Raw genomic sequence first — 25,743 nt, 5'->3', positions numbered from 1 at the left:
AAAAGAGCAGGCGTGCTATACTAACAAAGGAGTGATTATAGACAGATAGGGTGGAGAAATGACATGATTAAATTAATTGCCATTGATATTGATGGTACGCTACTTAACGATAAGCACGAGGTAACAGACGAAGTGCAACAGGCTTTGCACTCTGCAAAACAAAAAGGAGTTAAGGTCGTATTATGTACCGGTAGACCAATTGGCGGGGTGAAGCAGTATCTTGATGCGCTTAATTTAACGGAAGACGGAGACTTTGTCATTGCTTATAACGGGGCGTTGGTTCAAAATGCATATACAAATGAAGTTGTGTCTGAGCTTACGCTTGAATATAAAGACTTACAAACGATTTACAATATAAGTAAAGAGCTAAACTCACCGATGCATTATTTTGATTCAGCCAATCTGTATTCACCGAATCGCCAAATTAGTGAATACACTGTGTTAGAGTCTTACCTGACTACCGTTCCGTTAAGCTATATGCCTGTGGACGAGGCACCAGAAGATATCATTATTCCTAAAATGATGTTCATTGATAAGCCTGAAACATTAGATCAAACGATTGCCAATATCCCGGCAGAGATGAAAGATAACTATATGCTTGTAAAAAGCTCACCGTTTTTCTTAGAAATTTTAAATCCAAACGTAAGTAAAGGTAATGCAGTTAAGCTACTTGCTGAAACATTAGGAATCAAGCAGGAAGAAGTTATGGCTATTGGCGACAATGGAAACGATGTAACGATGGTACAATTCGCTGGATGTGGAGTAGCCATGGGGAATGCCATTCCAGAATTAAAAGAAGTAGCTAATCATATCACAGCCACAAACAACGAAAATGGCGTAGCAAAGGCAATTAATGAATTTGTGCTTCAGTAAGCCATAAATGATAAATAGAAAACGTAAAGGCTAATAATTCTAAGTAAGGCAAGAGTTATTAGTCTTTTGTTATATCACCTTCCATTGAAATAAAAGAACCTTTTTGAAAGGAGAAATCCTATGAAAGGGATAGAAGTTATTCGGGCCATTCAAACCACACTCAACCTTTTAGCGATCTTTGTGTTGGGATATCTACTCTTTTCATTAGATGATCCTGATCGCGGGGGAACGGGGATGTGGTTTTTGCTTGTTGTGATCTGTCTTAGCATTTATTTCTTATCACAGATCACCAAGAAAGCTCAAAAACAAGGTAGGAGAGGGTAACCATGATTCATCACATTGAACTGTATGTATCAAATTTAAGTGAATCAAAAGCGTTTTGGGGTTGGCTTTTAGAAGATTTGGGTTATGCGTTATATCAGGAATGGGACGAGGGTTTTAGCTATAAACAGGATCACAGCTATGTTGTGTTTGTTCAAGTAGAGCAACGCTTTTTGGAAGAGGGGTACCATCGTAAACGAATTGGTTTAAACCATCTCGCTTTTTTTGGTCGTTCCCGTCTACATATTAATGAATTAACCACAACGTTGAAAGATCGTGGCACACGCCTTCTATATCAAAATACTCACCCCTATGCTGGAGGAGACAAGCACTACGCCGTATATTTTGAAGATCCAGATCGAATAAAGGTTGAAGTTGTCGCTCCTTGACAGGTTTTAATTTCTTCTAAGCGGGTACTCATTTTTTATCTATTAATTTAACGTGTCCCGGAAATTACTAGACATAATCTAGTAAAACACTGCATAAACTATAGTGTTGAAGAATAAAAGGAGTGATTAATGTGAGATCATTATTTGTGCATGTCTTTCACCCTCTGTTTGTGAAGCTATTCGAAAAAGAGATTGAGCAACATGAAATGATTTTACATGATGACCTTGGCTGAGAAAAGCTAAGGTTTTTTGTTTGCAAAAAATAGTTTCGGGAAAAGATCTTGTAACAACAAAGGGGGCGAATCGAGTGAGTCAGACGGAAGAAACAGCGTATGATCATGTGATTGAGCAAATTGAGGAAGCAACAAAGTTGATAGAGATTGATCCTATTATTAAAGACTTGCTCAAGACCCCAAAACGAGTAGTGCACGTTTCATTTCCGGTGGAACGTGACGACGGTTCAACGACTTTATTTCAAGCCTACCGTTCTCAACATTCTGATGCACTTGGTCCGTATAAAGGAGGATTGCGGTTTCATCCAGAGGTAGATCTTGAGGAAACAAAAGCATTATCTATGTGGATGAGTTTTAAGTGCGCATTAGTAGAGATTCCCCAAGGAGGAGGAAAAGGAGGTGTAGTTTGCGATCCAAACGAACTAAGTGAACGAGAAGTGCGTAGAGTCAGTCGAGCGTTCATGGAAGCAATGGGTGATGTAGTCGGTCCAACACAGGACATTATGGCTCCTGACGTCAATACGAATCCAACAATCATGGGTTACATGATGGATACATACTCAAAACGTCAGTCGGGTTTTATTCCTGGCATTATTACAGGAAAACCATTGATTCTCGGTGGATCTGAAGGTAGAAGTCAAGCTACTGCACAAGGAGCTGTTTATCTTATTGAACGCATGTTACAAGACTCGAACATGGAGGCAAGCTCGACTTCCATTGCCATTCAAGGATTTGGAAACGGAGGCCAGATCGCAGCTAAGCTTTTGTATGACCTTGGATTTAAAGTAGTCGCGGTCAGTGATTCCAAAACCGCCTTATATGATCAAAACGGATTGGATATTCCAAAGGCACAAGAAGCGAAGGAAGGTGGGGATCTCGCTTCGTATGGTGAGGATGATTGTATGAGTTCACCAGATGACTTACTGTACGTGGAGACAGATATTTTAATCCCAGCTGCACTTGATGGAGTGATCCACGAAGACAATGTCAAGCAAATAAACGCTCAACTAATTGTTGAACTTGCAAATGGTCCTACGACACCTGCTGCGGAGAAAGTGCTGGTGGAACAAGGTATACGTGTCATTCCAGATATTCTAGCAAACAGTGGTGGTGTGATTGTTTCTTATTTAGAGACAGTACAAAATCAAATGAATTATTACTGGGAAGAAGAAGAGATCCTTAAGCAATTAAAAGGTCGAATCGTAACTAGTTATGAAAAAGTAGTGCATCATGTAGAGACATATGAGACAAGCTATCGTACAGCAGCCATGATTTTAGCAATCGAACGTTTACAGGAGGGGATGGTTGCAAGAGGTTGGGTTTAATGTTTGTTCTTACATTAGACGGGGTATTTTGATAAGAGTACTCACTTTTTTATAAATGAAAGGAATGACTAAATAAAAATGAAAGTATTAGTAGTAGGAGCAAACGGACAAATTGGGAAACAAGTAGTAGAAAAGATTCAAAAGGAAGGCAAGCACACAGCCAAAGCGGTCGTTCGTAAAGAGGAGCAACTATCTCAATTTCAAGATCTAGGTGCAGAAACAGCTCTAGTTGACCTAGAAGGTAGCATTGATGATATTGCAGAAGCAGCAAAAGGGACAGATGCTGTGATCTTTGCTGCCGGATCCGGTGGTCATACGGGTGCAGACAAAACTATTTTAATTGACTTAGATGGTGCAATAAAAACAGTGGAAGCGGCTAAACAAGCAGGTGTGAAGCGTTTCTTAATGGTTAGTGCGATTGGTGTTCACAGACGTGAAAATTGGAGTAGTGAAATCCAGCACTATAGCGCGGCGAAACACTATGCTGATGTATGGCTAGAGAACAGTGGTCTGGACTACACGATCGTGCGTCCAGGTGGCCTTACTAATGACGAAGGAACAGGCAAGGTTGTTGCAGGGAAGGATCTAGATCGTGGTTATATTCCGCGTGAGGATGTAGCAAATACACTTGTTGCAGCGCTTGATGAAGAGTCAGTTATTAATAAAGGCTTTGACCTAGTTTCAGGTGAGCGATCTGCTGTAGAGGAAGCATTAAAAGAAGCATAAGTCTTAAATAAAACAGGTAAACAGCTCGGGCTGTTTACCTGTTTTTTAATTTGACGACTCTTTAACAAGTAGAGTTGGATTGGTTTTCTTTAAGTGCTCCAATCTCTGCGTAAGCGTCCCTGTATGAAATTCAATAAGATGTCCATCCGGATCCCGTACGTATATGGATTTACCCTCACTAGATGGATCACGGCTTCTACCTGAAATGACATTTGCCTGAAGTGAGGAAAGTGTATCATGCATCTGAACTATGTCCTCAGTCTTGATAGAAAAAGCAACATGAGAGTACGAGTTGTAAATTTCATCTCGCTTAATATCCGCTTGGAGATTTAGTGCAATCCAAATGCCACCAGCTTCAAAATAAGCTGTCTTCTCTCCCAACACGATGGGTGAAACACCTAAAAGAGTTGAATAAAATGTAACAGAACGTTCCATGTCTGAAACAGAAAAAGTAATATGGCCGAGTCCTTGAATCATGACATCACTCCTTCAGTGTAGGCTAGCATAGAATATTTAAGAAGGAAATAGAAAGAAGCATTGTCCTTATATGGAAAAGAGTGAAAATATAAAATATTTATAAAAGATTACGGATTTTAGATTAATTTTGTGAGAATTGTGGTATTAAGTAGAATAAAAATGATCGTAGCAGAGGAGAGATGTTTGGTGCTCATTGATCAAGAGTTATTTCTTCAGATCATTCGAGATTTCGAAGAGAAGCTTGACAGGCGTTTAACGAAAGATGAGATTGAGTTACTGTATACAGTCCTCCAAACGAACAAATGAATGAACTAAGGTTTAGACCAACGGACACGGCTTCTATTATGAGGGCCGTTTTTGTTTTGTGTGCGTTTACAAAGAATTAATAATAATAAGATCTAAGATTCACATTTCATCAAACATAACAAGGTAGCATGTATATAAAAGCTGAATATTTTGAGGCTATTCGGAGGTGACTGACTGTGAAGATTCTGGTGACGAATGATGATGGGATCTTCAGTCCAGGAGTAGCAGCCTTAGTGGAAGTACTGCAGCATTTTGGAGAGATCTTTGTCGTGTGTCCTGATCAAAAGCGTAGTGGCATTAGTCACTCTGTTACATTACGACAACCTCTTAAAGCAACTGCAGTGAAGGCGTTTGGAGACAGTGTGAATTCTTGGGCGGTGAAAGGAACGCCGGCAGATTGTATTAGACTTGCACTGGATGTGCTTATGGATGAAAAACCTGAGATCGTCATCTCAGGAATGAATATAGGAGCAACAATCGGACGAGACATCTATTATTCCGGTACAATGGCAGCTGCATCAGAGGCATCTCTTTACCAAATCCCTGGCATGGCGATTTCGATCGATCATTTAAATGACTCAGAAATTAAGTTTCACAAACCGAAGATCTTGCTATATGGGTTACTTGAAACGATGCTTGCAGAGAGACTTCCACGGAATGTCTTTTATAATATCAATGTTCCCTATTTAGAAAAGAAGGATTGCAAGGGAGTTTATCCCGTCGCAGCAGATAGCAGTGTAAGTCGTTATAATTATGTTGAGTTAAACGATCCAGACGGATTTGTTTATTATTGGGTAAAGGATCGATTAAATCAACCAGTCATGTATCAGGATGGATTGGACTTTTCTAAATTAAAAGAAGGCTACATCACCATTTGTCCAATTGAAAGTATGGTCACACAGCGAAAGCAATTAAAACGATTGGAAAAATGGTTTCCGCGTATGAATGAAACACACAAAAAAGCGAGCGAATGATCCTTTTAAGGACATTCGCAAAAACGGCTACAGAAATGATTTTGTACCTGGCATCTGGGCTAACTCTATTGGATAGTAGAATAAGATTTTATTTCACACAACGTAGAAGGAAAGTGAATGTGACGTAAGATGTATACGAAGCCTGCCGTGGAGAACGGTGGGCTTTTTCTCATCTGAATAGACCTTTATTTTCTTCTCCAATCAACATTTTAAAAAAGTCTGGAAATGTTTTTCCTTGAAACCTTAGTTAAATGTTTTGTCTTCTCAGTCGATAAAAAAGATGTTGCAATATACATATCATTTTACCCGGGGGAAATGAGTAGATATGTATGATGCAAAATCAAACATATAGGGTAGGTTTTAAACAAAATGAAGAGCAACAGAACGAAACAATCATCTGGCAAGACGATGTCGATGCGCTCAAAATTAATTATTGCCTTTTCCATCGTATTGCTTTTACCTAGTCTTATCATTGGCTTCAGTTCCTATCAAAGTGCAAGCTCGAATATTGAAGCAAAGCTACAAAATTCAACAACAGAAAGTTTATCGATTATTGATAACACAATTAGTAATTTTATTCAGTCGCAAAAAGAAAATATTGCCTACATTGCAGATGCTAGTGATGTAGCAAATGGATTTCTTGAAGAAGAGACAGAAGAGCAGAGAGTGTTGCTCGATACATTTCAACAAACTAAAGCAGATGTAGAACAGACCTTTGTTGGTACTGAAGAGGGGAATTTTATGAATTCGCCTACATCATTTCAAAATCCACCTGATTATGATCCGCGCGAAAGACCTTGGTATCAAACAGCTATGGATGCAGGACAAGAAATTATCATTACTGCTCCATATATCTCTGCCTCATCAGGCGAGCCAGTGACAACGGTTGCAAGAACGACCGCGGATGGGCAAGGAGTAGCTGCTCTTAATTTAAAACTTAGTGTTATTACAGATATGTTAAATGATATTACGATCGGTGAGAAAGGCTACGTCTTTCTTTTAGATCAGAATAATATGTATGTATCACACCCAACGGAAGAGCTTGGAGAGCCTGCAGATAATGACTTTCTAGCATTTCAAGATTCAGTAAGCGGAGAAACAAATTTTGTATACAACGGAACGGAACAAACATTAAACTACTTAACAAATGAAGAAACAGGATGGAAGATCGTTGCGGTCATGGATCAGGCTGAGATTCAACAAGCCTCAACCCCTATCCTGAACACCACATTAATCGTAATGGTCTCATCATTAATCGTCGGTCTCATTGTTATTTTCTTTTTGCTGCGTTCAATTGTTGGACCAATTACACTCTTAACAAAAGTAGCGGAGCGAATGAGTCAAGGGGATTTGAGTTCGAAATATGAAGTTCATCCTAATCGTAACGATGAGATTGGACGTTTGGGTAAAGCATTTGAGCATATGAGGTTCGCATTATCAACCATGTTAACGAGTGTTCAAGATAAAGCACAGCATCTTGCAGCTTCATCCGAAGAGCTTTCTGCAAGTACAGAAGAGAATACACGTGCTACCGAACAAATATCGAATGAAATGCAAGAAATGGCAGCTGGTGTGGAAACACAAAGTGAAAAGGTTAAACAGGGAAGTACCATTTCCACTCAAATGACACAGTCTGTTCAAACCGTCTCACAGCGAACAGAACAAGTTCAAAACACAGCATCTAATGCAGCACATTTAGTTCAGGACGGGAACAAAGCGATTCAAACAAGCGTAGAACAAATGACTCAAATTAAAGATACCGTCCAAGAATTATCCGCAAGTGTTCAGGGGCTAGGTAAAAGCTCGGATGAAATTAGTAAGGTTGTTGATGTGATTAAAAGTATTGCCGAACAAACAAATCTGTTAGCTTTAAATGCAGCGATTGAAGCGGCTCGTGCAGGTGAACAAGGAAAAGGGTTTGCCGTCGTGGCTGAACAAGTAAGGAAGCTCGCTGAACAGTCAGCAGAATCAACACAAGTCATTGGTGGAATTATACAATCCATTCAAAAAGAAACAACGCACACGGTGAAAAAAATGAGTGAGAGTACGAATCAAGTTGAAAAGGGAATCGAAGTAGTTCACATTGCAGGTAAAGCGTTTACAGAAATGAAGCGATTTGTAGACGAGGTAGCTACAGAGATAGCGGAGGTTTCAGAACAGACAAAGCAAATGGCTTCAGGAACTGATCAGTTTGTAAGAACCTTTAATGACATTTCTATCATATCTGAAAATACAGCAGCTAGCACCGAAACAGTTTCTGCTTCCACGCAAGAGCAGCTTGCTTCCATGGAAGAAATCTCTGCATCAGTTGATACGTTAACGGGTCTTGCTGGAGAACTTCAAGAATTGGTTCAGCAATTTGAAGTAAAAGAAAGTGAATAACATAAATAACTTAAAAGAATGCATAAGTCTAGCTTTAAAGATTACCGTTCGTATTACATCATAAGATTCATTCTGTATCTACGAATCTATTTTTGCGTTTTTTGAAAAGAAGATTCGCACGTTAAAAAAAATAAATGGCCTCAATCTTTGCAGTTTTATTACGAATGTTCCATGTGCCTTTTCATTCTATGTGATTTCATGTATGATGGCAAAAGAACAAATAGGTACTTTCTGCAAAAGAGAAAGGATGAATGATTTGAAAGAGATAAAGCGAGCGTGTCTTTTAGCAATGGCAACGTTTCTGATTGCAAGTCTTGGATTTAGTCAATCCGTTCTTGCTGAAGGATCAGAAGGGCAGACTTTTTTCTATAAGGAACAAACATTACTTACGCCGATCGAAGCAGAATGGTCTTATGAGGGAAAGAATGGTCCTGATTATTGGGAAACGTTAAGTAATGAATACGAAGCTTGTGGAAAAGGGGAAACTCAGTCTCCAATTGATATTGAGACAGAACCGGCCTCTAAACTAGATGGAGCAGATCTTGATCTGGCATTTGATTATAATGAAACGATCTACTCTGTTGAAGATCATGATGAGATCTTCCAGGCTAATTCATTTGATTTAGATAATAATACACTTACTCTTGATGATGAAGACTATAGATTAAAACAAATTGCCCTACATACTCCAAGTGAGCACACCATTGATGGAGAAGAATACCCACTTGAAATTCAGTTGGTTCATGAAAATGAGGATGAAGAGCAATTAGTTATTAGTGTGATGGCTGAAGAAGGAAAAGAAGATAAGGTGCTTAAAAAGGTTTGGATGGCGTTACCGGAAGCAGATGGGATTGCAAACCGAGCTGTTGACTTTGATGCATCTGAGCTTATTCCGGAACTAGATAGCCTTTACACGTATGAGGGATCTATAACAACACCACCATGTACAGAGAACGTGACGTGGTTTGTATCAGATGAGCCAATTAGCTTATCAGATGAGCAGATTGAGGCCGTACAAAAGGTTTCATCTGAAAACAACCGTCCAATTCAGGATCTAAACAAGCGTGATATTTTAAAAGTACAGCCGTAACAATAGGAGCCACCAAGGAATGTTTTTCTTTGGGGCTTTTTTTGTTCTTATGAATCTCGTAATAGACATCCTTTGTCTCGTAGAGTGGTAGTACGCTATACTTTAATAGAAAAGATCAGAATGTTTTTACAATGCAGGGAGGCGTTAAGTGTGTCAAAAGCAAAAAATGCATATCAGATTGATAAAGAAATTGAAACAGTGTATTCTCATTTGTCATCTCATCCTAATGTAAAGAAGAGTCTAGCTTTCTTAGAAGCGGATCAAACAAACACATTACATGAACAAATTGAATTAGCTCAGATCAGTGCTCCTCCTTTCCAAGAGGAAACCCGAGCACGTGCGCTTATGAATAAGTTAGAAGAGCTAGGGCTTGAGGAAGTTCAACAGGACTCGGAAGGAAATGTGTTCGGACGGCTAAGAGGGGAGCGCAAAGGACCAACTTTGTTTGTCAGTGCGCATATTGATAGTGTGTTTTCGATGGAAACAGACGTCACTGTTACAGAAAAGGATGGCATCTACTATGGACCCGGAATTACTGATGATGCGAGAGGGCTAGCTGCCTTGTTATCCATCGTCCGTGCTTTTAATCACTCTGGTATAAAACCGGAAGCGGATATTATCTTTGGTGGAACAGTAGGAGAAGAAGGACCAGGAGACTTACGTGGCGTAAAGGCATTTTTTAATGATCATCCAGAAGTTGAAGGCTTTATTTCAATTGATGCAGTGTCACCAACTGCGATCGTTTATAAAGGGACGGGAAGTTATCGTTATGAAATTACATACACCGGTCCAGGCGGACATAGCTTTGGCGCGTTTGGGACACCAAGCGCTGTTCACGCAGCAGGAAGAGCGATTTCAGCGATTTCAGATTTAACACCTGCAGTGGACCCTAAAACGACATTTAATGTAGGGGTCGTACAGGGAGGGACAATTCCAACTGCCATTGCAGAGGAAGCGAAACTATTTATAGACATCCGTTCTAATGGAAAAAAAGAATTGGATCAATTGGATAGTCGTATTCAAGTCATACTTCAAGAAGCGGCCGAAATGGAAAACCGTAAAACGGGGCATTATGGAGACGCTGGTATTCGCGTGGACATAAACAAATTAGGCGATCGTCCAGTGGGTGTGCAAGATGATCAAGCACGAGTTGTCCAAACTGCGTGGGCGGCAACAGAGCAGTTAGGTCTTGTTCCAACATTAGAGGATGCACTAAGTACAGATGCCAACCTTCCAATTAGCATCGGCGTTCCTGCATTAACACTTGGTGCAGGTGGTGATGGCGGAGGATATCATTCATTAGATGAATGGTTTGACCCGACCAATGCTCATTTAGGACCACAAAGAGTGTTTCTGACGATTCTTGGGTTAAGTGGCATCTCTAAAATGACTTTACCATTATTACCGGAGAAATAAGATGGATACCGTTACCCATACTCTTTTTGGTTTGACCACTTACGGAGCATTAGATAAATCTAGAAAGGATAAGCAGACTAAACGCGCATTGCTTTTTACTGCTTTATTATCAAGTCAGGCTCCAGATCTAGATGTCGTTGCCAGAGTAACTGAAACCGGTCGAATTATGGACCAGATGTGGCATCGAGGACTGACTCACTCTGTTTTCGTTGCCCCAATCTGGGCTCTTCTAATCTATGCACTGATGTGGGTCATTTGGCGAAAGAAAGATAAAATAATTTTTTACTTAGCATTGGTAAATGTCATCATTCACATCGGTACCGACTCTCTTAATGCATGGGGGACGGGGTTTTTTGAACCTTTCTCAAGTATAAGAATAAGCATAGGGGTATTACCCATACTCGATTTTGTTATATGGGGTATTTTTCTTGGTGCATACATATATAAGAAAGTGAAAAGGAACCAATCAACGTATAAGATTTGGCGTGTAGCATGGATGATTGTTCTTGCTCATATTAGCATCCAAGCTGCACAAGGATTATGGATTCACCAGGAAGCTCGTACTACATATGAACAAACGACGTTAACGGCAAGCTTTTTACCTGCACACTTCACAGTACTTGCCAAGGAAGACAATCGCATCCTTATCTATGATCAAACCTTGTGGTCAAAGCAGGAAGAGCCTGTTGTCATTGAATCAAATGAAGAGGAAGACTTAACACCTTTGTTTGAAGAGAATCCTCGAGCTGAAGTATTAATGACGTGGTCCCCTTTTGTTGTTGTCACAACAGACGATGGAAAGCTAGGGGTGTACGATCCGCGTTTTAACCGTGGGGGTGGCCCGATGCTCTTTGAATCAATTGATCTGACAAATTAGGAGGCAGTTCAATGAGGATAAAGATCTTAAACCAATGGAACGAGCTAGAACCCTATATTGAAATGTTGCAAACAAAAGAGGTCGCTCATAACTTAGCAATCGGCTTAATTAAGCGAAATCAAGAAAGCAATGAGCAGGATCCACTCCTTTTTTCTGCCGTTTTTTACGAAAGAGATGAGCCAGTTCTACTTGTGTTACAAAGCATTAAAGAACAGGCAATTCTCGCAGTTTTGAGTAAAGTAGCTGAAGTCGAACTAAAAGAAAGTGCGGGAATCTTAGCCGAGCAGAAGATTACTCTCCCCGGGATTATGGGGGAAAGCCCTTATGCTGATGCATTCTCTCTTCATTATAGTGAGTTAACTAAAACAAAACGAACCCTTCATACAGCTCAACGTATTTATCAGTTGCGAAATGTAAGGCGTCCAAAAGATATGACTGGCCAATTAAGGCTTAGTACAGAGGAAGATACCGAATTCTTAATAAAGTGGGCAATACAATTCGGTGAGGATGCAAATGTTCCGCTAACGGAGGATGAAGCACGGGAGCGCGTGGAACGATTTTTCAGTCAGCAATCGATGTACATTTGGGAGAATGAAGGAAAGCCAGTATCAATGGCTGCGTCTTCTAGACCAACTCAAACAAATATTAATATTTCCTTGGTATTTACACCGGCAAGTGAACGGAAGAAGGGATACGCTTCAGCATGTGTAGCTTCACTTAGTGAAAAAATGCTAGAAGCCGGGTATAAGACCGTTTCACTTTATACAGATCTAGCTAATCCGACGTCCAATCATATTTATCAAGAGATTGGGTATGAAATGGTCGTAAATTCAAAGCTGTATTATTTTCAATCATAATGGAAAAAAGAGTCATTCGGTGATAGCAGACGAATGACTCTTTTTTGTTAGGCTGGAATCTTCTCTTTTGCCACATGATCATGCATGATATTCGCTGAAATAAGTCGCTTGCGAACGGTAATACCGATCCAACTAGCTAGAGATGCTTTGATTATCCCAGGGATGATGAATGGAGTCACACCTGCTGCGATCGCTCCAGCCCATGGGAGGGAGGCTGCATATTTTAACCAGATCGTACCGAGAGTTAATGCAAGTGTGGCTGCTAAGGTGTTGGCAATCATGGCGTGAACGAGAGTGAAGGACGTTTTTTCTAAATAATAGCCTGTAAGAAATGCAGTAAAGATAAAAGCAAAAATATATCCACCAGTTGGCCCAAATAAAATATGTACGCCACCACTAGCTCCAGCAAAAACCGGTAATCCAACTGTACCAAGTAAGACATAGCAGAGCATCGCTAATGCGCCTTTGCGGCTGCCGAGGATCGTTGCTGCGAGTCCCACAGCAAGGGTTTGTCCACTAATAGGCACAAGTGGAAGAGGGATTTCGAGTTGTGCAAGTACGGCTGTAATGGCTGCGAAAATTCCGCAATGGATCAAATCTCTTAGCTTGTTTGATTGTTCATTCACGTCTAGTCACTCCACTTCTCTTTATTGTTAACCTTATTTTATTGAAGGTTAACATAAAAGCACAGAGAGGTGTTAGCTTTTTTTACACGTTTCAGTATGTTTTTATAGTGCTTGTGAATATAAAAAGCGGATGTACTGTATTCTCATGTTGCTCCTAGAGGCAAAAAGAGGGTAAGATCAACCAGCGATGATCTTACCCTCTATCTCTTGACTTACGATGATTCGCGATGATTAGTGTGGTTAGCTAGCGTTAGGATACCAATTAAACCGCACGGAACAGTTAGAAGCAATGTTAACAAAATGTTGGCTTCAATAAAAAAATGGAAAAAGAGAAACGCTGCAATGGCAACGGCAATATACGAAAAACCAATTCTTTTTGAGAATTGAAATGGATTAGCCATTAAAGCCACCTCCCTCGTTAATCAAAACAGCTTGCAGCAGCTCCTGTTAGGCCACCAGATACGCCACCAACAATTGCACCAGCACCTGTTCCAATAACGGGTACTGCACTACCCACTCCTGCTCCAGCAAGACCGCCAGTGCCTGTTCCACCTGCTGTACCCAGAACACATTTCCATGCACTCATTGACTCAATAGCATCCGGATTGATGACTTCTACCTCAACAGATTCATCTTTAATAACATAGTTTAAGTTAACTTCGTTTCCATCCTGATCAGTTGTTGTTGCAGGTAGAACTTCTTCTTCATTAGATTGAGTATTATGCAAATATACATCACCATTTGCATCTGTTCTAGCCTCAATATCATCACCATAATAAACTTCCATCGTACTTTCAGTTGTGTACTCAAAATACAATTCATCGCTACTGATATCATCTTCCACAGATTGGGCAAAAGAGCCTGATGGAATCACCGCTAACGATAATACGACAGCGATAACTGACATAACCCATTTCTTAGTTTTCCCTTTTACGTAAAGTTCCATCATGAATTTCTACCTTCTTTTGTGTGTAATGATGTTTCTTATAACAGACTAACATCTTAAAAAAGGAACAAAAAGGTACTTTCATTGATTCATAGCTTATTTTATAATTCATAGATTTATCCAATTTTTAAATATATAGTTCAACGATAGTTAATGCCATTGTAACAAGAATGAAATAGTTGTTATTCATTATACATAGTAATTAACAAATCAGACATGTAGAATTGATTAATCATTGTAGAAGCTTTTAAGAGGGTTATTTATTTTACAATCTATTTGGTCATTAAAATTAACAAACAGCCTGCGCACATGCAACAGACTGTTTTAAATGTATATCAACGTTTACGTCTTCGGTACACATACCAGCCACCAGTTAGCAATAAGCCAGCTATAGTAACTGCACTTGACTCGATAAAATAGGGTGGGTAATACAAAAAGGTTATTTCGTTTTCTCCATCTTGAAGTGCAACCGCCATAAAGGCGAAGTTGGCCTTCTCGACAGGTACTTTCTCACCGTTTACGTTTGCTGTCCAACCTTTTTCAAAAGGAACTGGAATCGTGAGGTACTCGTTTGCGTTTGCATTCTCAACCGTAAATGACATCTTGCGTCCGTCAATAGAAACAGTGGCATCAGATTCAGCTGCACGTTCAACCGCTTCATCTAACTTCTCATAGTTTTCTTGATAGATCGAGAACTGATCGAGCTGATAGCTTCCTTTACGCATCCGGATCGAGATCGTTTCATCCATTGGTACACGTATCGTTAAATCGTTTACGCCTGTTTTGTAAATAGACTCTCGTGATTTTCGATCGGTTACGTAGTCATTTACCTCAAGCTTAAACAGCTTGGCTGTCTCTGATTGATTTAAGAGATGGAAGGATACGTATAGGTCACTTTGCTCATTATCTGAAATGGACGTGGGAATCTGTAAATCAAGACCGCCGCGATCATCTGTGATCGTGAGGATTCCATCCTCGTATGATCCTCCAACCGCTTCAAACTCAACGTCTTGAATAAAGTTTTCACTATCGCTTGGACTAGCTACATCCTCAAGCGTCTTCTCTAAAATAACACCATCCAGCATCGCATGTTCTCTCGTTAACATCGGTTGATCCTGCATCTGCTCTTCACTGAAAACCGTTGATGTGACACGAGCAAATGGAAGCATATTCTGATTTTGATAAACAACATACGATTCATTTTCTTCAAATGGCTCAAATCCATAAGGTGCATGAATCTCTTGATTCTTAGGGAAAAGAATGTATTTGCCACCAAGTAGGCTGTACAAGTTCGCTCGATCGCCAAAGCCAGAGTAACGGCTGACGCTTTCTCGTTTCATATCAATTTGAAGGTCATTGTAGTAGAAAAAGAGCATGTGTTGATTTAATACACTTGAATAGCTACTAACGCTAGGAAAACCTTGTACCATTCCAGTGTTATTCCGGCCACTTCGACCACCAATCACCCACTCAAGTCGGGCCAGAGGATCGTCGTCTTGATCCAATACAGAATGAATCAGTTCAACCTGCTCATCCGGTTGATATTTTTCTGTAATATACGATTCATTGGAGTTAGTTAAGTTCCCGGCCTGTGACAGCTGCTTATCTTGGTAGTGATACGCAAGAAGAAGCTGAGTGACAATGACCGAGGTCGTAAGGAATCCAATGGCATACCTCGGTCGCTTCCAAATAACCCATATAAAAGCCAGAAGCATAATAGGAACAAGAATGAAGAATTCTTCCATTCCCACTCGACTTAACTCCAATGATCGATCTGTAAAATACACAATGATAAACAACAAGAGCGTACCAATGGCGGAGGCGATCATTTGTTTTCGCGGCAATTGAGAAACTTTTGATAAAGCAACAGCCACCGCACCACCAATGGCGAAAGATCCCATATATTCAAACCGATTCTGAGGAGCAGAGAAGCCATTAAAGATACTCGCTATAATCGGAATATAATGCATGATGATATAGAGCAAAGATAGAATAGCAAAGAACCGAAACATCTTATCTTTGTACAGTGATTTTATAAACACGAATAAAAGGAAGAGTGCAGGTAAGATCAAAGTCCGACTTGTATAAAAGATATTGTCATGTAATGAAAACCAATCAATCGGGTCTTCAAAGGGAGGGCGATAATTGTTTAAGAACCCATAGACAGCTGGAACAAATGAGATCGCTCCAATGGCAAAGCTTATTAGAATAGAAGGTATGTAGTATTTCACTTGTTCACGTATCGTTGCAAGGTCATCAGAAGAGCGAATGAACCAACGCAACAAAACATAGATTGCCACAAACAGACAGCTCATATAAGCAAAGTAGAAGTTGTTAAATAACGCAAGGCTTAACCCGAGAATAAACCAAAATGGTTGTTTTTCTCGAATAATTTTCTCAATTCCTATCACAAGTAAGGGAATCCAAAGATAGGCATCAGCAAAAAATTCCCAAAAAGCAGCATGACGATAATACATAACGCTACTAGCATAAAGCAATGCCCCTGCAAAAGCAGGCAGATATCCAAGCTTAAACGTTCGGAATGCAGCTGTTGATAAGAGAATGATGATCGTCATTCTAAACACACTAACGATGACGCTTGATTGCGCCCAGAATAGAAGGTCAGGACTACTTATGAAGGAGAGTGTTTCCATCAACCAAACAAAAAACACGGTTGCGAGAAACACCATGTTTGTGGAAAAGTAATAAGCTAGCTGACCGAAAGTGCCACTACCAAGTCCAAAGTCATGGGAGTAGAACCACTCTCCACTTGTGTAGTTTTGGTATAGAAAATGCTTAAACGGAACCATTTGTGAGAGCCCATCATTGGGCCCTACCATAAACCGCCCATTTGAAAGCTCTTTTAAGAAGAAAAAATGTGCAAGAATAGCAAAAGCAAGACTTCCAAAGATCAGTAACCAAACTGTACTTTTACGTTTCATGTTGAGCTCCATTTTGTTTTAAGATTTTTCCGGTGACGAGAAACGTGACAGGGACCGTTATAAACATCGCAGCAATGGGAGCAATATTACTAGAGAGCGAGAAAAGCTCAACAAAGACAAATACTAAACTGGATGAAACGGTTATATTCACAAGCTGTGTCAAAGGAAACTGAAAGAATTTGCGCCAGGTTGGTTTAACCCCGTAGGTAAAATAACAGTTAAGAAAATAAGAAATAATCATGCTGATTAATATACCAGTGATGTGCGCAACCATATAATAAACATTAAACACATTGTTAAAAAGAAGGAAGATAAGATAGTAATTTAAAGTATTAATCCCTCCAACAATGACAAATCGGAAAAATTCGTTATTTAGCTTTTTCATACCTGATGCCTCGATCCAGATTTGTTTCTTTGACTAAATAGTGTGGACGTCTTTTCGTTTCATTATAGATCCGCCCGATATATTCTCCGATGATCCCTAAACTTACAAGCTGAATGCCACCTAAGGCAAGTATAGCTGAAATCAACGTGAAATAGCCCGGAACCTCAACGCCTGTTCGCATGATTTGGAAAAAGGTAAAAACAATATAAGCAAGTGAGAAAAGAAGGATCCCTGAGCCTGCGTATAAGCACAAACGCAACGGCTTCATATTAAAAGATACAATCCCATCAATCCCGTAGTTAATGAGCTTTTGCATCGACCATTTTGATTGACCATTCTTCCGAACAACATTTTCGTAATGAACCACTTTCTGATCAAAACCAATCCATGAGAACAAACCTTTAGAAAAGCGGTTGCCTTCACTTAGTACAAGCAAGGCATCAACAGCACGACGGCTTAATAGACGGAAGTCTCCCACTCCGTTTTCAAGTTTTACATCAACCACTTTATTCATTAATTTATAGTACAATGTAGACAAGGTACTACGAACAAAGCTTTCACCCTTACGATCTCGCTGGGCAATGACTTGGTCGTATCCCTCTTCAAAACCAAGCAGGAGCTCATGTACGAGTTCAACAGGGTGTTGAAGGTCAGCATCGATTACAATCAAGCAGTCGCCTTTTGCATGTTGAAAACCAGCTAAAATGGCTGACTCCTTACCGAAATTTCGCGTAAACGATACATATTTAACATTTGAATGCCACTTAGAAAGACGTTGAAGTTCTGTAAGTGTTCGGTCAGAGCTTCCGTCATCAACAAAGATTACTTCTAGGCGATAGTGTGTAGATGCCACTTCATCTCTCATTGCCCGGTAAAATGCATCGACGTTTTCTTCTTCGTTATATGAGGGAACAATGACTGATAATAATGGTTTATCCATAATATAAAGGCCTCCTACATGTTATGTTTAGTTCAAATTTGTGGCCGTAAAAAAGTAGTGGTAAGCAATAACATAATACCCTTTTTCACAAAAAGAAACCTACATTGCCCCTTGTTAAAAAAACTAAAATTATGGTTGAAACAAGAGAGAATATGGAGAATGTTTCAAGAAAGCCCAAGGGAGGCTCTTACTGTATGAAGCAAAACCGTCTATTAATAAGTGTCATTCTTGGATTGCTTGTCGCAGGAGGAGTGTGGTGGATGTTTCAACAAGAAAATGAGACGATTCGTTCTTTAGCCGAGGACCATTCACTTTTATTTGGAACGGCCATACGGTATCAGCCCTTCTCTGAAGATCCGGAATATCTCAGCCTAATCAAAAATGAATACAATGCTGTAACAATTGAGAATGAATTAAAAATGGAAATCATGATGCCTGAAGAAGGTGTTTATGATTTTAAACAGGCAGATGAAATGATTCAATTTGCGACAGAGAACGAACTGAGTATTCGAGGACACACCCTTGTTTGGGAACGAGTTCCTTGGTGGCTTGAGAATGGTAACTATTCGAATGAAGAAATCACCAGCTTATTAAAACAGTATGTCCAAACGACAGTAGAGCGATACAAAGGAAAACTGTATGCGTGGGATGTGGTGAACGAGGCGTTTGATGCGGATGGCAACTTAAAAGATAACTTTTGGTTACGCCACATTGGACCTGACTACATTGCGCTTGCCTTTCAATGGGCTAGAGAGGCAGATCCTGATGTATTACTTTTTTATAATGATTATGAAAATGACGTATGGTCTCCTAAAACGGACGTAACCCTTTCATATCTCACTTCACTTCGAGATAGTGGCGTGCCAATCGATGGAATTGGACTACAAATGCATTTGGACCTAGCGAATGATTTTGACCCAGAAGAGCTGCAAGACGTGATGAATATGATAGGGCAGGCAGGATTTCTTGTGCACATTACAGAATTAGACATTAAGCTTCAACACAGCGGTGAAGATATCGAAACAAAAAGGAAAAAGCAAGCTGACCGTTATGCAGATATCATGGGCGTCTGTCTGGGAAATGTTAGGTGCGATACGTATACGGTTTGGGGTGCGGCAGACCCTTATAGTTGGATCAGATTTACTGATGAAGCATCAGCTGATCAGGCAGACCCTTTGCTTTTTGATCACGAATTGAAGCGAAAACCAGCATATCACATGATAAAAGAGGTTATGAAATAAGAATAGTAGTTTAAAAGGAGTCGGATACCAATGATAGAACCTGATCAATTTCTTGAAAACCTTTACAAACAGAGAAATCAAACTGTACTAGAGCCTTCTTTAGCTAGAATGGAGTTAGAAAAACGTCTAGGAGATGTCCCTGAACCAAGTTTAGATGTCGATTTAACAAAGCTGGAAACGGTAGAATGTATCGGATACACAAGAGAGCGCTTTCGGTTTAAAGCAAGTGATGATCTGTTTATCCCTTTTTATGTGTTAACTCCTCATACAACAAGTCATACACAGTTTGCGAGTATTTTAGCTCTACATGGACATGGGTATGGAAGTAGAGAGTTAGTTGGGTTAAACGAAGATGATACAGAAGAAGAAGGGGAACCTGGCATTCATCGGCAGTTAGCTGTTCAACTTGTCAAAAAAGGTTTTAAAGTATTTGTCCCTGAAATTCTAGGGTTTGGGGATCGCAGACTTACGAAAGACAAGGAAGAGGATAACAAAAACTCGTGCTTTACACTCGCGGCTGCATTGATGATGTCAGGTTCAACCCTAGCAGGCATGAGAGTATTTGAAGCAAGACGAATGATAGATGTGATGGCTACATTTCCGGATGTATCTGAAGAACAAATTGGACTTGAAGGATTTTCAGGTGGAGGACTTGTCTCTGCCTTGGTTTCTGCTCTTGATACCAGGGTAAAAGCAACAGTATTAACAGGTTTCGCAAATACATTTAAGGACAGCATACTTGATCGGAATCATTGCCTAGACAACTACATACCAGGCATCCTCTCCATTGGAGAGCAACCGGATCTGCTTCGCCTCATCGCCCCAAGAGCCTTATTTTTAGAAGCAGGAGACGAAGATAAGGTATTCCCGCTTCGTGGAGTAGAAGTGGCTATTGAGCAAGTGAAAAACGTATATAAGGAAAACAATATGCAGGACCAATTCGATAGCGATATTTTCTCAGGTGGTCACATTATTAACGGTCGCAAATTTATCGATTGGTTTGAGCGTGTGTTGACTAGAGAATAGTTAAATCGAGGCAATGAAAAAAATTCAACTGCTGTAGACGAAACATAAAAGACTGATGACACCACCTAGTCATCAGTCTTTTTAGATAAAGTATTTGCTCATTTCCTTAAATCTTCTTACTAAACCCCGTGCTTTTAGCCTGAAAGCCCATTTTCTCATAAAAGGCATGTGCTGCTGCTCGTTCCTCGCGGTTTCCGCTGTTTAACACGAGTGTGTCAATACCTTGCCCCCGAGCCCAGTCTTCGATAGCCATAATTAACGCTTTTCCAACACCATTTCTTCGCTGATCTTCGTCAACCACAAAGGCAACAATTCGGACGTATTGACCGGTCGCCTCATAAAAGAGACCACGGTGTAAACCGGCAAAGCCGATACATTGATTGTTTGATTCAACAACCAATGTATGATAATCCGCGTTTTTTGATAGGGTATTAAATCGCTGAATTAAATCTTCCTTTGTTGTTGGGTAACCAAGCTGTTCCATTAAATGAACTAGCTTATGGGGATCATTTTTGTCTATTGGTCTAATATTCAAAACGGAACTCCTCTCATTAACTCGCTTCATTTTTTTGGAGACGATACATTTGGGCATAGGAACCGTCTAGCTTCATTAGTTCTTCGTGATTTCCTTGTTCAATAATCTCTCCACGGTTTAAGACTAAGATCTGATCAGCGTCCTGGATCGTAGACAGGCGGTGAGCGATGATAAATGTGGTGCGCCCCGTCTTTAAGGATTCCATACCCTTTTGGATAAGTCCTTCCGTTTCCGTATCAATACTGGATGTCGCTTCATCTAAAACAAGGATAGCAGGATCGGCAACGAGAGCCCGTGCAAAGCTTATCAATTGTCTCTGACCGCTAGAAAGTGTATTTCCTTTCTCCTGTACCACTTCATCAAGTCCGTTAGGTAAGCTTTTAAACAGCTCAGTACCACCAACTAAATCAATGGCACGTTCAATTTGCTCTCTTGTAATATCAGGGTTTTCCATTGCTACATTTGAAGCAATCGTGCCGGTAAAAAGATAGGGCTCCTGTAACACGATTCCCATATGCTCACGTAAGCCTTGTGGAGAGATGTCTTTTGTACTTTTGCCATCAATCAGAATCTCACCTTTTTGACAATCATAGAAACGAAAGAGTAGATTCATAATCGAGCTTTTACCTGAGCCCGTATGTCCAACAAGGGCAATCGTTTCCCCAGGATCAGCTTGAAATGTTAGATCTTTTAATACGTATTCCTCGTCCTTGTACGCAAATGATACATGATTAAAGGCTACTTCTCCACGAGGGCGTTCGATCGCTGAATCATCAACATCAGTGCCATCTTTATCCATTAGCTCAAACACACGGTCACCAGATACACGTGCTTGTTCTAGATTAGCTAGCTGATTCACAATTTGGCTGACTGGCTCAAACAATCGGTTGACATAATCAACAAACGCATAGATTACTCCTAGTGTTAAGAAGCTAGACCAACCGCCGCCTCCAGCCCCACCCATTATCACAACAATTAAAGCGACAAAAACGAGGTTTCTTAGCACACCTGTTAAGTTGTGAGATGTTAAAGAATTTAAGCGAAGCATGTTTGTCTGGAATCCATAATGCTCCTTATTCAAACGCTCAAATTCTGTGGCCTGCTGTTTCTCTCGATTAAAGGCTTGGATGATTGGCATGCCTTGAATGTTTTCGTTCATGGCAGCGTTAATCTCACTAATCTTCGATCGAATGTTTCGATTGTAGTCAACAGAGTACTTCCGGTAAAGCTTCATCCAAAGATATAAGATGGGAAGCAGAACGAGTGTAATTAGACCAAGTCTGACATCTAATAAAAATAATGCAATATACACACCAATAATTGAAATGGCACTTGAGAAAAAGTTAGCCAAAACGGTCATATATAATTCACGAATGGCTTCCGTATCATTTGTCACACGAGAAACGATTTTACCCGCTGGAAGATGATCAAAGAATCGAACCGGTAAGCGAGACAAATGATTAAATGCATCTGTTCGGATTCGCTGAATGATGCGATTTGCTGATTTTTGCAGCAAGTATCTTTGGCCGTATTGGAAGAAAGAAGAGCCAACGATTAGAGCGAGATACAGCCCAAGAAGCATGATGATCGGTTGAATCTCAGGCTGGTAAAAGGCCATGACTTGATCGGTTGAGAGCGTTTGGGCTGCTGCTTCAAATGTACCGTCTGGATTTGTGACTTGAAGCACGTCATCCTGATACACTATTTCACCGTCTGGTAATGGAGTGGACGTGACATAAAAGTCCAAGCCGTCTTGATGAATATAGATGGCTTCTCCCGTTTGTTCTGCAGCAGATAGATTGCCACTGCGCGTGTAAGTCGTTCCCGCGTATTCAACAGATTGACCTCCGCTATCTGTCACATACCATGCCTCATCAATACTAGAGATGTGATTATCAATAATGGTCTTAGCGATGAATGGACCCGTTAACGATGCGGCTACTGATACACTAAGTAGGAGTAGAGCAATGATGATCGTGTTCTTACTTGTGAGTGCGTATTGATATAAACGTTTTTCTGTACTCATGATTACACCCCCTGTTCCATTCCTCTTGTTTGTTCACGAACTTGTTCGAAATACCATCCACGTTCGTTCATTAATTCGCTATGAGTACCAAGCTCAGCTTTTTCTCCATCTTCAAGAACAAGGATTTGATCAGCTTGTTCCACCGCGGACATTCGATGAGCTGTGATAATTGTTGTTAAACCTTGACGTACCGCGCGTAGGTTCGAGACGATTTTAGCTTCCGTTTTAGCATCTACCGCTGATAACGAGTCATCAAGGATTAAGATAGGTGGTGCCGCAATGAGTGCACGTGCAATTGAGATCCGTTGCTTTTGTCCCCCCGACAACGAGACCCCATTCTCACCAACGAGAGTATCAAGACCATCCGGCAGGAAGGCTAGATCCTGGTCAAAAGCAGAGACCCGAATGGCTTCATCAAGTTCATGGTCTGTCGCATCTGGTTTTCCAAATAAAATGTTTTCTCGAACCGTTTTCGAAAATAAGATATGGTCCTGAGGGACGTAGCCAATCTTAGAGCGGACCTGAAGCTTGCTTTGATTAGTAATCGGTTGTTTTCCAACATGAACGTCTCCAGTTCCTGCTGGATAGTATTTTAACAATTGCTTGATAAATGTCGATTTACCGCTGCCTGTTTTTCCCACAACGCCAATCGTTTCTCCTGATTGAATCATAATGGAGAGATCCTTCAGTTGTTTCTGACTAGATGAAGGATAGCCGAATGTCACATGATGAAATGCTACATTTGCCAGTGGGTCTGATTGAGCTGAATGACTCGGATCAGGTACAGCTTGCTCGACCGCCAAGGTTTGATCCACTCGCTGCAAGGAAGCCGCGCCTCGTTGCATAATGTTTATTAACTCTCCAATCGCAAACATCGGCCAAATCATCATCCCGAGGTACACGTTAAAGGTAATGAGCTGACCTAAAGTAATGGTTTGCGCAAATACAAGATAAGAACCATAACCAAGACCAATGACATAGCTAAGTGCAACAACAATGTTAACAACAGGCTCAAAAAACGATTCAATTTTTGCAACCTCTAGATTACGTTTATAAACATCTTCACTCATAGTTAAGAATTTGTTTTCGTCATGTCGTTCCCGTCTAAATGCTCGAATGACTCGCATTCCAGCAACGGATTCCAATACGCGGCCATTAAGAGATCCAAATGCTTCTTGCGCCTTTGTGAAGCGGGCGTGAATCTTTATGCCAAGGATGGAGATCATGATTCCAATCAGAGGAAGAGGAAGGACCGCCGCTAAGGTTAGCTTCCAATCCACAAGGATCATCATGGCACCTAATATAATGAGCATAAATACAACTGAATCAACTAACGTTAAGATTCCAAACCCAGCAGTCATACTCACCGCTTTTAAATCATTCGTTCCCTGAGCCATTAAGTCTCCTGTTTTTCGTTTTTCATAAAATGGAATGTCCATACGTAATAAATGATTCATAAAACGGGATCGTAATTTCCGTTCAACAAGTAGGGCTCCTCCAAAAAGCTTAGACATCCAAGTATACGTCAGGCCGTAGCTGGAAAATGCGATAACCAGAAACACACCAATGTACATTAACCCTTTGTCTACCGAAAGAGCACCACCTTGAAAGTCATCAACAATGAGGCCAAGTAATCGTGCTGGCATTAAATCGATAAAACTGACAATGACGAGTAGAATAATGGCAACGGTATACCGCCTCCACTGCTCTTTAAAAAACCATGATAATTGACTAAACACACGCAACACATGCAACACATCCCCTGCAAATAAAGTAAAAAGACAAAACAAAAAGGGGCACCGCTATACACGGTACCCCTGAATAAATGAGTTCATTGTAAGCTGTTAAAACACAGCTCACCTACATCCTTAATGGTTTAAGAATAGAATCGTAGTATGGCGGAGCTATGCGAGTATGAAATTAATGTATGATGCTGATGTACGTTTTCCATGACTCTTCGCTCCTTCCTTTTAATATCTTGAATGTTTTTAATCTTCTTCATTCTAACGAGACTCTTTCCAGATAGCAACAGTTTTTTACAATAATCAATGCAAAAATTTTCTTGCAAACATCGACAGAGTGAGTTAAGGTTTAATTGAGAATGATTATTAGTGAGCTTTAACTAGGAGGAACATAGATGAAGATTGATGAAATTATCCGTAATAGACGTTCCATTACAAGCTTTAAACCAGATCCGGTATCAACAGAGGAAATCATTGATTTACTTGAAGTGGCAAAATGGGCACCAAATCACAAGATGACTGAGCCATGGCGCTTTCTTTTATATAATGGAGAAGGGACGGAAACGTTTGTTCAAGCATTTATTGATGCACAGCCCGCTCCAAATGGGGAAGTATCAGAAGGTGTGAAACGAAAAGCAGATCATTTTCGATCGATTCCAGCCCATCTCGTGGTGGTTATGCCAGAAGATCCACGCCAAAAAACATGGGATGAAGATCATGCAGCTGTAAGTGCACTCATTCAAAACTTCCAACTAGCAGCCTGGGCACGGGATATTGGTATGATCTGGCGCTCTAACGATTGGATCTACAATCCAGCTTTCAGAGAAAAGATTGGTGTAAAACCTGGAGAGAAGATCGTTGCAACACTTATGCTTGGATACATTAAAGATGTACCAAAAGCGAAGAAACGGACAGATATTCGTGAGAAACTAACGATTATTGATCAACATCACTAGAGAGATGGTTGTGACCGATTGATTCTGAGTGAGAATCAATCGGTTTTTTTGTATGGAGTGAATGTGGATGTATGAATGTGAGATCCTGATGTATTTGTGAATGTTTGTGATGTATTTAGCACGCGATCGGAT

Annotated in this window: 24 protein-coding genes; 14 read left to right on the top strand and 10 right to left on the bottom strand. The window is 40.4% G+C overall.

The genetic code is table 11. From position 1 onward, the window contains the following. Positions 1–63: 63 nt before the first annotated feature. From yidA to JNO66_RS18155, 5 genes are all read left to right on the top strand, one after another. Complete coding sequence (yidA, locus tag JNO66_RS18175) at positions 64–873, top strand: sugar-phosphatase (RefSeq protein ID WP_203090614.1); 810 nt, start codon at positions 64–66, stop codon at positions 871–873. 120 nt (positions 874–993) lie between these two features. Then, a complete protein-coding gene (locus tag JNO66_RS18170; protein ID WP_203090613.1) occupies positions 994–1,197 on the top strand; it encodes a hypothetical protein in 204 nt (67 codons plus the stop codon). A 2-nt stretch (positions 1,198–1,199) separates the two neighbouring features. Next, entirely contained in the window at positions 1,200–1,583 is a 384-nt protein-coding gene (locus tag JNO66_RS18165) for a VOC family protein (protein WP_203090612.1), read from the top strand. Between the two features lie 307 nt (positions 1,584–1,890). Next, complete coding sequence (locus JNO66_RS18160; RefSeq protein ID WP_203090611.1) at positions 1,891–3,141, top strand: Glu/Leu/Phe/Val family dehydrogenase; 1,251 nt, start codon at positions 1,891–1,893, stop codon at positions 3,139–3,141. Positions 3,142–3,219: 78 nt separating this feature from the next. Then, on the top strand, positions 3,220–3,867 hold the full coding sequence (locus tag JNO66_RS18155; RefSeq protein WP_203090610.1) for an SDR family oxidoreductase: 648 nt from the start codon (positions 3,220–3,222) through the stop codon (positions 3,865–3,867). 45 nt (positions 3,868–3,912) lie between these two features. Here the strand turns inward: JNO66_RS18155 and JNO66_RS18150 are convergent, their stop codons facing one another. Beyond that, complete coding sequence (locus JNO66_RS18150; protein ID WP_203090609.1) at positions 3,913–4,344, bottom strand: VOC family protein; 432 nt, start codon at positions 4,342–4,344, stop codon at positions 3,913–3,915. A gap of 482 nt (positions 4,345–4,826) precedes the next feature. Between JNO66_RS18150 and surE the strand changes: the two genes are divergently transcribed. The 6 genes from surE to JNO66_RS18120 all read left to right on the top strand — a co-directional run bounded on the left by surE (position 4,827) and on the right by JNO66_RS18120 (position 12,246). Continuing rightward, on the top strand, positions 4,827–5,624 hold the full coding sequence (gene surE / locus JNO66_RS18145; RefSeq protein WP_203090608.1) for a 5'/3'-nucleotidase SurE: 798 nt from the start codon (positions 4,827–4,829) through the stop codon (positions 5,622–5,624). Between the two features lie 369 nt (positions 5,625–5,993). Next, a complete protein-coding gene (locus tag JNO66_RS18140) occupies positions 5,994–8,006 on the top strand; it encodes a methyl-accepting chemotaxis protein (protein ID WP_203090607.1) in 2,013 nt (670 codons plus the stop codon). A gap of 289 nt (positions 8,007–8,295) precedes the next feature. Beyond that, a complete protein-coding gene (locus JNO66_RS18135; RefSeq protein ID WP_210340935.1) occupies positions 8,296–9,096 on the top strand; it encodes a carbonic anhydrase in 801 nt (266 codons plus the stop codon). Positions 9,097–9,246: 150 nt separating this feature from the next. Continuing rightward, positions 9,247–10,512 (top strand): M20/M25/M40 family metallo-hydrolase, encoded by a 1,266-nt coding sequence (locus JNO66_RS18130; protein WP_273753608.1) that lies wholly within the window; start codon positions 9,247–9,249, stop codon positions 10,510–10,512. A gap of 1 nt (position 10,513) precedes the next feature. Beyond that, positions 10,514–11,389 (top strand): metal-dependent hydrolase, encoded by an 876-nt coding sequence (locus JNO66_RS18125; protein ID WP_203090604.1) that lies wholly within the window; start codon positions 10,514–10,516, stop codon positions 11,387–11,389. A gap of 11 nt (positions 11,390–11,400) precedes the next feature. Beyond that, positions 11,401–12,246: a GNAT family N-acetyltransferase gene (locus JNO66_RS18120; protein ID WP_203090603.1), complete on the top strand. Its 846-nt coding sequence runs from the start codon at positions 11,401–11,403 to the stop codon at positions 12,244–12,246. A 47-nt stretch (positions 12,247–12,293) separates the two neighbouring features. Here the strand turns inward: JNO66_RS18120 and JNO66_RS18115 are convergent, their stop codons facing one another. From JNO66_RS18115 to JNO66_RS18090, 6 genes are all read right to left on the bottom strand, one after another. After that, positions 12,294–12,872: a biotin transporter BioY gene (locus tag JNO66_RS18115; protein ID WP_203090602.1), complete on the bottom strand. Its 579-nt coding sequence runs from the start codon at positions 12,870–12,872 to the stop codon at positions 12,294–12,296. A 212-nt stretch (positions 12,873–13,084) separates the two neighbouring features. Next, on the bottom strand, positions 13,085–13,273 hold the full coding sequence (locus JNO66_RS18110; RefSeq protein ID WP_203090601.1) for a hypothetical protein: 189 nt from the start codon (positions 13,271–13,273) through the stop codon (positions 13,085–13,087). 17 nt (positions 13,274–13,290) lie between these two features. Then, positions 13,291–13,821: a hypothetical protein gene (locus JNO66_RS18105; RefSeq protein ID WP_203090600.1), complete on the bottom strand. Its 531-nt coding sequence runs from the start codon at positions 13,819–13,821 to the stop codon at positions 13,291–13,293. A 332-nt stretch (positions 13,822–14,153) separates the two neighbouring features. Continuing rightward, positions 14,154–16,760 (bottom strand): YfhO family protein, encoded by a 2,607-nt coding sequence (locus JNO66_RS18100; RefSeq protein WP_203090599.1) that lies wholly within the window; start codon positions 16,758–16,760, stop codon positions 14,154–14,156. After that, a complete protein-coding gene (locus JNO66_RS18095; RefSeq protein ID WP_203090598.1) occupies positions 16,750–17,145 on the bottom strand; it encodes a GtrA family protein in 396 nt (131 codons plus the stop codon). The genes JNO66_RS18100 and JNO66_RS18095 overlap by 11 nt, the downstream gene beginning before the upstream one ends. Continuing rightward, entirely contained in the window at positions 17,129–18,085 is a 957-nt protein-coding gene (locus JNO66_RS18090; protein ID WP_203090597.1) for a glycosyltransferase family 2 protein, read from the bottom strand. Before JNO66_RS18090 ends, JNO66_RS18095 begins: the two co-directional genes overlap by 17 nt. A gap of 194 nt (positions 18,086–18,279) precedes the next feature. Between JNO66_RS18090 and JNO66_RS18085 the strand changes: the two genes are divergently transcribed. Beyond that, entirely contained in the window at positions 18,280–19,326 is a 1,047-nt protein-coding gene (locus tag JNO66_RS18085; protein ID WP_203090596.1) for an endo-1,4-beta-xylanase, read from the top strand. 30 nt (positions 19,327–19,356) lie between these two features. Next, complete coding sequence (locus tag JNO66_RS18080; RefSeq protein WP_203090595.1) at positions 19,357–20,352, top strand: dienelactone hydrolase family protein; 996 nt, start codon at positions 19,357–19,359, stop codon at positions 20,350–20,352. A gap of 106 nt (positions 20,353–20,458) precedes the next feature. Here the strand turns inward: JNO66_RS18080 and JNO66_RS18075 are convergent, their stop codons facing one another. Genes JNO66_RS18075 through JNO66_RS18065 form a run of 3 tightly spaced genes read right to left on the bottom strand, consistent with a single transcriptional unit; the run spans position 20,459 to position 24,661 of the window. Continuing rightward, on the bottom strand, positions 20,459–20,887 hold the full coding sequence (locus JNO66_RS18075) for a GNAT family N-acetyltransferase (protein WP_246483345.1): 429 nt from the start codon (positions 20,885–20,887) through the stop codon (positions 20,459–20,461). 16 nt (positions 20,888–20,903) lie between these two features. Then, the gene (locus JNO66_RS18070) at positions 20,904–22,913 is read right to left on the bottom strand and encodes an ABC transporter ATP-binding protein (protein WP_203090594.1); all 2,010 of its coding nucleotides are present in this window, start codon (positions 22,911–22,913) and stop codon (positions 20,904–20,906) included. A 2-nt stretch (positions 22,914–22,915) separates the two neighbouring features. Then, complete coding sequence (locus tag JNO66_RS18065; protein ID WP_203090593.1) at positions 22,916–24,661, bottom strand: ABC transporter ATP-binding protein; 1,746 nt, start codon at positions 24,659–24,661, stop codon at positions 22,916–22,918. Positions 24,662–25,050: 389 nt separating this feature from the next. On the opposite strand from JNO66_RS18065, the gene JNO66_RS18060 reads away from it, so the two are divergent. After that, positions 25,051–25,611, top strand: coding sequence for a nitroreductase family protein (locus tag JNO66_RS18060; protein WP_203090592.1), 561 nt, complete (start codon positions 25,051–25,053; stop codon positions 25,609–25,611). Positions 25,612–25,743: the final 132 nt, after the last annotated feature.

Origin of the sequence: Alkalicoccobacillus gibsonii, assembly GCF_016798245.1 — a bacterium.
In the GTDB taxonomy this organism is placed as follows: Bacteria; Bacillota; Bacilli; order Bacillales; family Bacillaceae_D; genus Alkalicoccobacillus; species Alkalicoccobacillus gibsonii.
This window is presented reverse-complemented; position numbering and strand designations above follow the sequence as displayed.

Bases quoted from the DNA above. Each gene is read 5' to 3' on its own strand.
- yidA (WP_203090614.1), top strand. From the start codon at position 64: ATGATTAAATTAATTGCCATTGATATTGATGGTACGCTACTTAACGAT.
- JNO66_RS18170 (WP_203090613.1), top strand. From the start codon at position 994: ATGAAAGGGATAGAAGTTATTCGGGCCATTCAAACCACACTCAACCTT.
- JNO66_RS18165 (WP_203090612.1), top strand. From the start codon at position 1,200: ATGATTCATCACATTGAACTGTATGTATCAAATTTAAGTGAATCAAAA.
- JNO66_RS18155 (WP_203090610.1), top strand. From the start codon at position 3,220: ATGAAAGTATTAGTAGTAGGAGCAAACGGACAAATTGGGAAACAAGTA.
- JNO66_RS18150 (WP_203090609.1), bottom strand. From the start codon at position 4,344: ATGATTCAAGGACTCGGCCATATTACTTTTTCTGTTTCAGACATGGAA.
- JNO66_RS18140 (WP_203090607.1), top strand. From the start codon at position 5,994: ATGAAGAGCAACAGAACGAAACAATCATCTGGCAAGACGATGTCGATG.
- JNO66_RS18135 (WP_210340935.1), top strand. From the start codon at position 8,296: ATGGCAACGTTTCTGATTGCAAGTCTTGGATTTAGTCAATCCGTTCTT.
- JNO66_RS18125 (WP_203090604.1), top strand. From the start codon at position 10,514: ATGGATACCGTTACCCATACTCTTTTTGGTTTGACCACTTACGGAGCA.
- JNO66_RS18120 (WP_203090603.1), top strand. From the start codon at position 11,401: ATGAGGATAAAGATCTTAAACCAATGGAACGAGCTAGAACCCTATATT.
- JNO66_RS18110 (WP_203090601.1), bottom strand. From the start codon at position 13,273: ATGGCTAATCCATTTCAATTCTCAAAAAGAATTGGTTTTTCGTATATT.
- JNO66_RS18105 (WP_203090600.1), bottom strand. From the start codon at position 13,821: ATGATGGAACTTTACGTAAAAGGGAAAACTAAGAAATGGGTTATGTCA.
- JNO66_RS18100 (WP_203090599.1), bottom strand. From the start codon at position 16,760: ATGAAACGTAAAAGTACAGTTTGGTTACTGATCTTTGGAAGTCTTGCT.
- JNO66_RS18095 (WP_203090598.1), bottom strand. From the start codon at position 17,145: ATGAAAAAGCTAAATAACGAATTTTTCCGATTTGTCATTGTTGGAGGG.
- JNO66_RS18090 (WP_203090597.1), bottom strand. From the start codon at position 18,085: ATGGATAAACCATTATTATCAGTCATTGTTCCCTCATATAACGAAGAA.
- JNO66_RS18085 (WP_203090596.1), top strand. From the start codon at position 18,280: ATGAAGCAAAACCGTCTATTAATAAGTGTCATTCTTGGATTGCTTGTC.
- JNO66_RS18080 (WP_203090595.1), top strand. From the start codon at position 19,357: ATGATAGAACCTGATCAATTTCTTGAAAACCTTTACAAACAGAGAAAT.
- JNO66_RS18070 (WP_203090594.1), bottom strand. From the start codon at position 22,913: ATGAGTACAGAAAAACGTTTATATCAATACGCACTCACAAGTAAGAAC.
- JNO66_RS18060 (WP_203090592.1), top strand. From the start codon at position 25,051: ATGAAGATTGATGAAATTATCCGTAATAGACGTTCCATTACAAGCTTT.